Origin of the sequence: Myroides marinus (assembly GCF_900109075.1) — a bacterium.
Lineage (GTDB): Bacteria > Bacteroidota > Bacteroidia > Flavobacteriales > Flavobacteriaceae > Flavobacterium > Flavobacterium marinum_A.
The window spans coordinates 109,285-120,015 of sequence record NZ_FNYS01000012.1; the positions used below are offsets into that span (position 1 = coordinate 109,285).

10 protein-coding genes and 1 pseudogene are annotated in these 10,731 nt (G+C 32.9%); 8 read left to right on the forward strand and 3 right to left on the reverse strand.

Annotated elements, in window-relative coordinates; translation table 11 throughout:
- The first annotated feature begins 153 nt into the window (after nucleotides 1-153).
- Both BMX53_RS12725 and BMX53_RS12730 read left to right on the forward strand, forming a co-directional pair.
- Nucleotides 154-687 carry a TetR/AcrR family transcriptional regulator gene (locus BMX53_RS12725; RefSeq protein ID WP_074746726.1) on the forward strand — a complete coding sequence of 178 codons (534 nt, stop codon included), beginning with the start codon at nucleotides 154-156 and terminating at the stop codon, nucleotides 685-687.
- Nucleotides 688-1,197, forward strand: coding sequence for an HPP family protein (locus BMX53_RS12730; RefSeq protein WP_074746728.1), 510 nt, complete (start codon nucleotides 688-690; stop codon nucleotides 1,195-1,197).
- Between the two features lie 114 nt (nucleotides 1,198-1,311).
- On the opposite strand, the gene BMX53_RS12735 is transcribed toward BMX53_RS12730, so the two are convergent.
- Nucleotides 1,312-1,749, reverse strand: a complete 438-nt coding sequence (locus BMX53_RS12735) for a hypothetical protein (RefSeq protein ID WP_074746730.1) — start codon at nucleotides 1,747-1,749, stop codon at nucleotides 1,312-1,314.
- A 143-nt stretch (nucleotides 1,750-1,892) separates the two neighbouring features.
- On the opposite strand from BMX53_RS12735, the gene ggt reads away from it, so the two are divergent.
- From ggt to BMX53_RS19380, 4 genes are all read left to right on the forward strand, one after another.
- Nucleotides 1,893-3,569: a gamma-glutamyltransferase gene (gene ggt / locus BMX53_RS12740; protein ID WP_074746732.1), complete on the forward strand. Its 1,677-nt coding sequence runs from the start codon at nucleotides 1,893-1,895 to the stop codon at nucleotides 3,567-3,569.
- A 256-nt stretch (nucleotides 3,570-3,825) separates the two neighbouring features.
- On the forward strand, nucleotides 3,826-5,049 hold the full coding sequence (locus BMX53_RS12745; protein ID WP_074746734.1) for a hypothetical protein: 1,224 nt from the start codon (nucleotides 3,826-3,828) through the stop codon (nucleotides 5,047-5,049).
- A 134-nt stretch (nucleotides 5,050-5,183) separates the two neighbouring features.
- Nucleotides 5,184-6,707: a WG repeat-containing protein gene (locus BMX53_RS12750; RefSeq protein WP_074746736.1), complete on the forward strand. Its 1,524-nt coding sequence runs from the start codon at nucleotides 5,184-5,186 to the stop codon at nucleotides 6,705-6,707.
- Between the two features lie 143 nt (nucleotides 6,708-6,850).
- Entirely contained in the window at nucleotides 6,851-6,985 is a 135-nt protein-coding gene (locus tag BMX53_RS19380; RefSeq protein ID WP_262492911.1) for a hypothetical protein, read from the forward strand.
- A 140-nt stretch (nucleotides 6,986-7,125) separates the two neighbouring features.
- Here BMX53_RS19380 and BMX53_RS12755 read toward each other — a convergent pair whose 3' ends face one another.
- Nucleotides 7,126-8,247: an FUSC family protein gene (locus BMX53_RS12755; RefSeq protein ID WP_074746738.1), complete on the reverse strand. Its 1,122-nt coding sequence runs from the start codon at nucleotides 8,245-8,247 to the stop codon at nucleotides 7,126-7,128.
- 204 nt (nucleotides 8,248-8,451) lie between these two features.
- Here BMX53_RS12755 and BMX53_RS12760 point away from each other — a divergent pair, with 204 nt between their 5' ends.
- On the forward strand, nucleotides 8,452-8,811 hold the full coding sequence (locus BMX53_RS12760; RefSeq protein WP_074746740.1) for a hypothetical protein: 360 nt from the start codon (nucleotides 8,452-8,454) through the stop codon (nucleotides 8,809-8,811).
- 222 nt (nucleotides 8,812-9,033) lie between these two features.
- On the opposite strand, the gene BMX53_RS12765 is transcribed toward BMX53_RS12760, so the two are convergent.
- The gene (locus BMX53_RS12765; RefSeq protein ID WP_074746742.1) at nucleotides 9,034-9,561 is read right to left on the reverse strand and encodes an NADPH-dependent FMN reductase; all 528 of its coding nucleotides are present in this window, start codon (nucleotides 9,559-9,561) and stop codon (nucleotides 9,034-9,036) included.
- 494 nt (nucleotides 9,562-10,055) lie between these two features.
- Here BMX53_RS12765 and BMX53_RS12770 point away from each other — a divergent pair.
- Nucleotides 10,056-10,731: pseudogene (locus tag BMX53_RS12770) on the forward strand (hypothetical protein); the annotation flags it as partial.

Below are 10,731 nucleotides of genomic sequence, written 5' to 3' on the forward strand. Positions count from 1 at the left end.
GATATTTGCTTTTGGAAAAGTATTGAACTATGTTATCTTTTTTTGAAGGAAGGGCAAAAAAGGGCAAAAAAAGCCCTTATAAGACTCAAAATAGGACTAGTATGAACTAAATAAAACAGACAGACTTGTCTGTTTTATTATTACCTTTGCCTTATGAAAGAACATTCTCCTAAAGAAAGAGTTTTAAAGGCAGCTACTTTACTTTTTCATCAACACGGATATAATAGCACAGGTATTAATGCCATAATAGAAGAAGCCAAAGTAGCTAAGGCTAGCTTCTATGATCACTACAAAACTAAAGAAGACTTAGGAGTGGAGTATCTAAAAGCTAGACATAATGATTGGTTTATGGGATTGAGAGAATTAGTAGAGAAGAAGCGCACAGTAAAAGAACGCATCATAGCAGCCTTTACTTATATTATAGAGATGAATGATAAAGAAGGCTTTAGAGGGTGTGCGTTTCTCAATATGTTATCAGAGTTACCAGAACATAAAGGAAAGATATACGATGTTATCCATCAACATAAATTAGAGCTGCAAGAGTTCTTTAAAGCTTTAGTTAACGATAATGGTAGAGCATTTATGTTATATATGTTATTTGAAGCAGCACTAACAGAGAGTCAGGTGTACCAAAACTCTGACTGTGTAAACAAAACAATAGAATTACTTAAAAACGATTTATTATAAATGAAAAGATATATAGCTAAGTTTAAAACGAATGAAGTAAGTCCTAAATCTGCTACATCACAGCATTCTATTTACTCCGGTATTGGAGGGATGATCGCTATAGGTGTTATCGCGTATATGACTAAAGAATTGTCTATGCCATTAATTATGGCACCATTTGGAGCTACTTGTGTGTTAGCATTCGGAGTGCCTGATAGCCCGTTAGCCCAACCTCGTAATATTATAGGAGGGCATCTACTAGCAAGTGTAGTAGGATTGTTATGTCTTACATTGTTTGGTACAGAGTGGTATTCTCTAGCTATAGGAGTAGGAGCGGCTATTGGATTAATGTTGCTAACTAAAACTACGCATCCACCCGCAGGTGCAGATCCATTAGTAATTATATTAGGGGGAGCTAGTTGGTCATTTCTGATTAATCCAGTATTGACAGGTGCAGTGATTATTACAGTTATCGCGTTGCTGTTTAATAATATTAGCAAAGTCAGAAAATATCCTAAATATTGGTGGTAGGTAATGTAAACAAAAAAGGAGTACATAAACGTTAAGTTATATACTCCTTTTTTGTTATTTAATAAATTCAAATAAAGTGAATCTATACTTCAAATAGATAAGTAAAGAATAATTTTACTTATCATAGTTAAATCCTTTTTTAGCATTTTGTACGCCAATGGATTCTATATCTTTTATAGCAATTGTACTGTATCTATTTAGAAAACGACTATAACACCCTTTAATAGAATCGTTTGTTAAAGTAACAGAATCGAAGTAGTAAGTCCTTATTTTGCCATTTTTGAGTGTTAATTGCATTTCTATAGAAGGAGCATTCTTGATTTTTACTATTTGACCTTTAGAATTATAAACCTTAAGTGTATCTACTCCATTCATTTGATAAGAGAAGTTCCCCATAACGGTAGGGCCATTAAGTTTAGTGTTGATTTGCTGAGGGTTTGATTTAGCCTCTTGTAGTTGTTCTGTTAAGCTATTTACAGGTAAAGTATAGGTGGCACAGGCTCCCATTGTTAGTGTTAAGCCTATAAATAGAATAGTATTTTTAAAATGCATTAGTAAATATTAGATTGTGGTGTTTATATATAAACAAAAGTATAATCTGTTTTAATGTGAACAAAATTATTGAAGATAACTGAACAAGTATTTTAGTGCTAAACTCAAAATATCTATCTTGCAGGTAACAAAATCAACAATACATGAAAAAAGTAATATTATCAGCCTTTATCCTTTGTGGAAGCTTGTTACAGGTAGTAGCACAGAATCCTCAAGCGTATAAAAATGGAGTTATCGTGTCCGCACATCCAGAGGCTAGTAGAGTAGGAGTAGATATCCTTAAAAAAGGAGGTAATGCAGTAGATGCTGCTGTAGCCGTAGAATTGGCATTAGCTGTAGTATATCCAAATGCTGGTAATATAGGTGGAGGAGGATTTATGGTGTATCGCGGTCATGATGGTAAGATAGATGCATTAGATTATAGAGAGAAAGCACCGATGCAAGCAAGAGAAAATATGTATTGGGGTGGTGATGGAGAAGCAATAACAGAATTGAGTATGAAAGGGGCTTTAGCTAGTGGTGTGCCTGGTACAATAGATGGTATGATAAAGGCTCATGCTAAATATGGTTCTCTACCATGGGAAGAGTTAGTGCAACCGGCTATAGATTTAGCAGAGAAAGGATTTAATATCACAGAAAAGCAAGCAGGAGAATTTGCTAAATATCACAATGATTTTGTAAAGTATAGTACACAAGGTACTGCCTTGACAGCTAAAGAACAGTGGGTAAAAGAAGAGTTATTTATTCAACCTGATTTAGCAGAAACGTTGAAGCGTGTGCAGAAAGAGGGACGCAAAGGATTCTATGAAGGAAAGACAGCAGAGCTTATTGTAGGAGAGATGCAGAGAGGAAATGGAATGATTACGTTAGAAGATCTTAAGCGTTATGAGGCCAAGTGGAGAACTCCTATCACAGGAGAGTATAAAGGTTTAAAAGTTATCTCTATGCCACCGCCGAGTAGTGGAGGAATAGCGTTAATTTCATTATTTCAATCTATAGAGAAGTATCCATTAGCAAAATGGGGATTCCAATCTGAGAAAGCAATACAAGTAATGGTAGAGGCTGAACGCCGTGTGTATGCGGATAGAGCAGAACATTTAGGTGATTCTGATTTTTATAATGTACCTGTGGCTCAATTAGTAAATAAAGCATATAACGTAGGTCGTATGGAGTCTATGTCTTTTGATAAAGCAAGTAAAAGTTCAGATATAAAAGCTGGTGAACTTGGTGGATATGAAAGTGACGAAACTACGCATTACTGTGTAGTAGATAAATGGGGTAATGCTGTGTCTGCTACTACTACTTTAAATAATTCATATGGTTCAAGAACTATTGTAGGAGGTGCTGGGTTTTTATTAAACAATGAGATGGATGATTTCTCAGTAAAGCCAGGTACACCTAATATGTATGGTCTAGTAGGAGGTAAGGCAAATGCAATAGAGCCAGAGAAGCGCATGCTAAGTTCGATGTCACCTACTATATTAGAGAAAAATGGAAAACTGTATATGGTAGTTGGAACTCCTGGAGGTTCGACGATTATTACTTCTGTATTTCAGACTATTCTTAATGTAACAGAGTTTGGAATGAATATGCATGAAGCTGTAGCAGCTCCTCGTTTTCACCATCAATGGTTACCAGATCATATAGATTATGAACCAACAGCTATTTCTGCAGGAGTGCGTAAAGCCCTTGAAGAGAAAGGATATATCTTAAAAGAACGCAATCCTTATGGACGTGTAGAGGGTATCTTAGTAAATAAGAACGGAACGTATCAAGCAGGTGCAGATACTCGTGGTGATGATGTAGCAAAGGGATATTAAGGGGATGAGGAATTAAGAATGTTGTTTAGGGCATTATGTCAATGTATAGGCAATACTTTGCGTCTACCCCAAACAACATCCACAATCTATGTCCATAGGGTATTAATTATACTGCCCTATATCACCTAAACATAGGGAATGAGGAATTAAGAATGTTGCCTAAGGCATTAATTATATATGATATGAACACACTATACAGTGTGCCTTACCCTTTATCTTAATGCAATTTAGAGTAAATAAATAAAGTGAAAAAGATATGAAAGAATGGATGTTTGATAAGTCTCTTAGAGTATTAGAAAGAATGCGTGCATCTGCTTATTCTATGAAAGATTATCAATATATTGATAGTGAAACAGAAGGAAAGAATGGAGCAAACAGAGCTTGGGGATTATATGCTTTTTTACTTCATCCAGATCAGAGAAATGAAGAGGCGATAGTAAATCTCTTTATAGAAGAAATAAAGAGTAGAGAGAATGATAATTGGGGAGGTACTAGTGATGCAGTGAAGATAGGAGCCTATTTAGTGAGTCTATATCAAAAGATGGAATATATCCCTCTGTTTATACGTGCTAAAAATTCTAATTTTGATATGCATTGTGCTTTTGATAGAGATTATATCTTGAGCAATGGCGTAGAGAAAACTTTAAGTTATGTCAATAACAATGATTTGGAATGGAAAGATGATTTCATGTATCTATATAATGGGCCAGATAACACATTGACATGGAATGAAGAAGATATTGAAAGATGGAAAGGTAATGTAGGTAAATGTATGAATAAATGGTATATAGAACCTGGGTTAGGAGACTATGGTTTCTTTCATTTCTTTTCATGCATAGGGGATACTGATACAGCATCAGAGATTGTATCACAATGGGAGAAACAAGTTAAGGAATGGAAGGAAGAACAATGGATAATGTTTCTAGAGTTTTATGAAGAATTAGATCAAAAAGATAAGATAGTAAAAGCTCAAGAAGCGCTATTGTCTTTTGATTTAGAAAATAAACAACGAGTAGACATATTTTATAGTTTAGGTGATTGTTATCTGAATATAGAAGATTTTGAAAAGAGTTGGTCTAGACTCTACGAAGGATTAATTTGTTTAGAGAAGATGGATAATTGGTATGAAGAAAGTTGTGTAAATAATTATACACAAATTATTGTAAAACTTATACTGAAAATCAATGATATGGATAATGTAATCTCTAAAGAAGCAGCTCAATGGTTACAAACTAATTTTGAAAAATTAGATATTAATTCCTCAGAAACGTTGACCTCGAGTATTAAGGTATTTGATTTAATAGGAGATAAAGAGAATAAAAAACTAAGTAGAAGGCGTTTAGATCTAGTAAAGCTATATAATAAGAAGTGGAAGTTGAAAAATAAGAAGTCAGAATTAAAGTTTCAGATAGAGGAGATTGATGATAAGCTTAAAAAATTAAAGAAAAAAGTAAAGAGCTTAGAATCTAAGTTGAAATAAGAGATAAAAGAAAAGCAGATTGTATAATCTGCTTTTTTGTTTTTAGGTTGTATTATTTGTTGATATTGAGTAAAATAAGTGTGATATATTTATATAAAATCACTATATTTAGAAGACTTTAAAACTTCAGGCTTATGAACACCACTTTAACTAATAAGACCGCTGTTATATACCCTTTTGTAGATCAAAAAGGGATGTATGGATATTGTAATCAAGATAAACAGATCGTAATCAATCAACAGTATGCCGATGGTGAGCTATTCACAAAATCGGGTTATGCTGTAGTGCGCGATAAGTTAGGACTGTGTGGTGTGATTGATCTAGATAATAAAGAAGTCCTTAAATGTAAGTATGACAAGATAGAGTTGTATGAAGTAGGAAGCTTTACAATTGCTATGACTGTCCATTCATATACTGTTCACAGTCGTTTTTGGCAATGGAAGTTTTTGCCAAACTTTAATATTATGAACTCTGGTTCTTCTTTTATGCCTTTGTGGGGAACAGAGGTAATAAGAGAGAAATTAATTGTATTAGTTTTAGATACTAAGCAAGTTTTGGAGACTAAAACGGCAACTAAAGAAAGACCTTATCTAGGAAGTATATCTATTAAGATAAATCAGATAGGGGCTAAGTTGATTCAGATAGATGAAGACTTATACTTTGCTAAAAAAGATAGGCTTAAACGCATTGTCAAAAAGGTAGTAAGTACTTATGATAATGGGTTAAGATGGGTGCGTAAGGTAAATGAGGAAGAAGTAAGGGTGTATAACCTAAAAGGAAAACGCATTAAGTCTTATGAGATTATCCCTAAACCTATATTTCCGATTACGTATAAAGGAAAAGAGTACAAAGTGCAGATGAATACTGAGGATTCTCATTTAGTGGCTAAACCTATTATTTGCCGTGATACTACAGGTAATGGACGTTACTATGTTAACTATGAGTTTGATATGTATATTCCTGTTCACTTAAAGGTTATTAATATTAAGAGTGAGAGAAGTATACAAGATATATGGAAGAATGTACTTAATATATATCCCGTAGCTTCTAAACAGTTCTTTATTGTTGAAGTAGCTCCAGAAGATACAAGTAGTAGAATAAATGAATTCTATATCCTGACTAGACATGGGGTACTAAAAGATTGTTTAGAGAAACCAAGTGATTATTCTATTACTTCGTATTACAATGAAGTGATTTGGCCTGCCAAAGAGTTATTAATTGATGACAAGGATATTCCTGACGGTTTCTTGTTAGAAAAGATTAGAACAATCAGCAGTGTGAAAGAACCGTTGTACTTTGTGTCTATTAAGAAAGATCAGATAAGTAGAGTAGGAGTGTGGAATGTAGATCATCGTCAATGGGTATTAGCTCCTGAATATTATTCTTTACGCCTTATGAAGAATATTAAGTATTGTGTTTTCCAGTTAGAAGAAAGTGGATTATATGGTATACTTAATATTAATACAGGTGTTATAGTATATGATCCAATCTTTAAATTGGTGAGAGATGCAGATGATTGTTTAGCAGAAGTAGAATTAGAAAGAAATCAAGAAGAAGCCAAAAGTGAATACAATTGTTTCTACGTAAACTTAAATACAGGAGAGGAATATCATCCTGGAAAGAATGTATTAGAGTATAAACAAGGGGTTTTTAATTAAGAATAATGTTTGTCTTTACTGATAGGAGGGACTTTGTGGAGTTACAAGTGGGATCTCTCCTATCGTCGAGATGACGCAGTTTATGGATGTTGATTATAGGGTATAAAGTATTATGCCCTTACCGTTGTACTGACTAGTGTGATATGCATAATGCAAACATCCTATTAATCATCAAATCCTTTAACCCTAATTCAGACAATGGACTGTGTGGAGTTACGAGTGGGGTCTCTCCTGTCATCGAGATGACGCAGTTTATGGATGTTGGTTGTGTGACATAAGGCAGAATAATGAATGTCCTGTGAACATTCATTATGACGAGCCAGGAGAAGAAAGGCTTAATCCATCTCTACATTGACATGCTGTGAAGATAATGTCGATACAAAAAAACTGTAAACCGTTAGCAGTTAACTGTAAACTGTTAAACATTCCTCATTGTTCTCCTCTTCTTTTTTAGTAACTGTAATCTAGTAGTACGGATACTGTCTCTAGTCTGTTTTCTCAGATACTCGTGATGTAAGAACCATCCACCTATCCCACCTATAATACTCCCAATGATTATATCTGTAAATCTGGCTTGTATAAGAATGTTTGGGGTAGTGATTATAGGATTAGCTGCTTCTGCTAATAGTACAGTTAATGCAGTAATGAATATGACTGCTATGGCATAATTACGTGAAATAAACATTTCGATAATGAACTGTAAGAGCATAATACAAATACACATATATAGAGGATCATTAGAAATAGAGATTAGTATCCAACAAAGTCCTAAACCTATAAATGTACCTGCAATACGCTGAAGAGCTCTCTGCCAAACATGGTACAAAGATATTCCTTGCATAATAGCGGTACAAGATATCGGGATCCAATACGGATTGTCAAACTTTAATAGATGACCAACAAGAAGCGATACACTCATAAAGGTACCTACTATAATAGCTTTGATAAAGTAATCTAATTGATCTTTTATAGGTACTGGTCGTATGAGGTGAATAGTTGTTTTACTGTTATATTTTTTACCTACTATGATACTATAGATTAAGGCTAGCGTACAAGCAAACATAGTTCCCATAACTATATATCCTAAGCGTGTTGGAATAGTAGCTAAATCAAAAGGCATATTGCTAGACATCGAGGCAACCATTATAAAGAAGAAGCTACCTGGTGGTCGTGTATTAAAATATAAGTTAACCCATTGTACAGCGGTTACAAATACTCCAAAGGCAATGACTGATGCAATAAAGTTAAAACTAAAGGATATACCAACTGCAAATGAAAGCATGAAACCAAAAGAGCAAACTAACATAGTAATCATGCGCTGAGGTGTTGGGATATTAGAAGGTAAATATAATATTACCAATCCTGCTAGACAGGCTAAGAGTCCTGCTTGTAGATTGTTAAAGTACCATCCTGTTAGTAGTGGAAGTCCAGTGGCTAGCATTGCCATTAATGGGATGTGCCATAGACGTTCACTGTGTTTTAATTTGAAAAGTGTTTTGCTCTCTTGTTGTAACAAGTTGACAAAAAAATTCTTGTTCATTTTCTATTAGATTCTATGTAGTGTAATATAAAATACAAAAGACAGCATGTTACTAAGAGATAAGTATTCTCTGATAAAGAGGTTTGTATTTTGTGATTACAAAGGTACATAAACTTAGAAGGATGTTTAAATCTTTAGTGAGATAATGGACTATTTAAAAAATAATAGAATAACAAAAAAGTATATCTTTAGAGAAAAAACAGAATGGAAGAAGTTAACTATGTAATCGATGGGCTTAAGAAAGTAGATAATAATATTGTTAAATCAACTTTTAGTAAGTTCTCTAGTTGGATTAGGTTTAAAGTAGGGTATAAAGGACTTAATGGACAAATGACTTTTACGTATAGTCAAGTATTATTAAGCTTTAATAGATCTGGTGGCGCTGTAGAATATAGAGTTGTTCCACTAAAACAAGTGATATCATATTCTATTACGGAGATAGATAGTCAAAAGTCACAATTAAAGTTATGGTTGAGAAATAACGAGTGTATTAAACTTAACTTTATAGGAGAAGATTTAAAAGAGATCATAAAGACACTATCTGCTCTTTATAATGGACTTTAGTATATAAGAGATATAGGATAGAAAAGCCTAGTAAGCATATTTGTTTACTAGGTTTTTTCTATTTTAAGGATATATTGTATACTGTAAACCGTTAAGCTACACGAAGTCTCCTAACTTTGTGTTTTTGTTTATTGAGATATAGTATTTCTAGTGCAGTTTATCACTGTAAGCTTTTAGTAGTTCACTGTAAACCACTCTTCATTCCTCATTGTCCATTTTCAATTAAAAAAGTTCTGTCTTAAATATATTAATCTTCTCCTTTAATTGTTCAGCTAGTTCAGTTGTTGTTACTGTACCATTGCTAAAGTTATCTTGAAAACTTGGCAAAGAGAATTGAGCTTTAATATTTCCCCCAAAGTAAGGGAATATAGAGGAAGCACTATCCATTACTGATTGTCCTCCTCTAGGGCCTGGTGATGTAGATAATAACATCATTGGCTTGTTTTGAAAGAAGCTCTTCTCTACTCTTGATCCCCAATCAAAGATATTTTTAAATGCTGTACTAAATGTTCCATTGTGTTCAGCTAATCCTATTATAATAGCATCAGCGTTCTTAATAGCCTCGTTAAAGTCTAAGGCTTGTTGAGGTACTCCTGTATTATTTCTGTCTTGAGAATAGATAGGCATTTCGTAATCATTAATATCTAATAGCTGGATATTATGACCTTCTAATTGGTTAGTTACGCTTTTTACTAATTGTAAGTTTATTGAAGTACTGCTATTAGTAGCAGCAAATGCTAATATGTTCATCGTTTTATTGTTAATGTTTTGATGAGACAAATTTAGAATGTGTAGGCTAGAAAAAACTTAATGTAGAATAAGATTTTGATATTAATTCAAATATTCTTGTAAGTAATCAATTATTGTATGTTTTTTTTAAACTATGTTGGGTTTAATTGAATTTTTTATTTTTCTATAGATTTTTGTTTTTTATATAATGTTGTTATTGAGGGGTTTGGTTGTTTGTTTGAAATATTATTTATGTTAAAATTTATTTATAATAAAAAATATTAGGAATAATTGGTTAAATGATTTTTATGAAATATTCTATTAAATAGGGGCTTATATGTTTTTTTGTAAGGTAAATATTATTTTATTTTAACAAATTGTGATTTATTGTGTGTTAATATTGGTTATAAAGTTCTTATTTAAGTTTAATTGTGGTTTGATATTTAATTTTTTAATGTAATGTTTGTTTTTTGTATCTTGATTTATGTTAATTTTGGTTCTAAAATAAATATACTATGAAAAAGAAAATTATTCCTTTGGTTGTACTTTTAGGTACAATAGGAGCATATGCTCAAACTGGTATAGGAACTCCACTACCTCATGGGACAGCTGAGTTAGAAATTTCTTCAAAAGACAAAGGGGTGCTTATACCTCGTGTAGAGTTAGTTAATGAGGCAGATACTAATACTGTTAAAGGTGGTACGTATCCTGAGAGTTTATTAGTTTATAATACTGGAGTCGGTGCATCTAGAATAGAAGCTGGTTTTTATTTTTGGAATAAAGATAAATGGAGTGCTTTAGTATCTAATAGTACTTTATATAAGTATATTAAAGAAACAGCTAAAGACGGAAATGTTACCATCACTAATACAGGTGGTAATAACTTTACATTTACTTGGGTAGATAAAACGACAGATAAAGAAACATCTGCTACTTTAGAAGAATTAATTAAAGGTATGGAGACTGTTACTACATTGACAGAAAGTAGTGATGGTATAAAGGCTACCTTGACCTATAAGAATGAAGAGAATAAAGCGCCAAAAGTTATTGATCTTACGACTCTTTTAGAAGGAAGTTCTGAGTTTAATAAGTTTTTAAAGACGTTTGTTGGAACAGCAGTGAATGAGACTATTACTACAATAGAAGCAGGTAAAAATGCTGATAACAAGAACAGTGGTACTTATACTTATC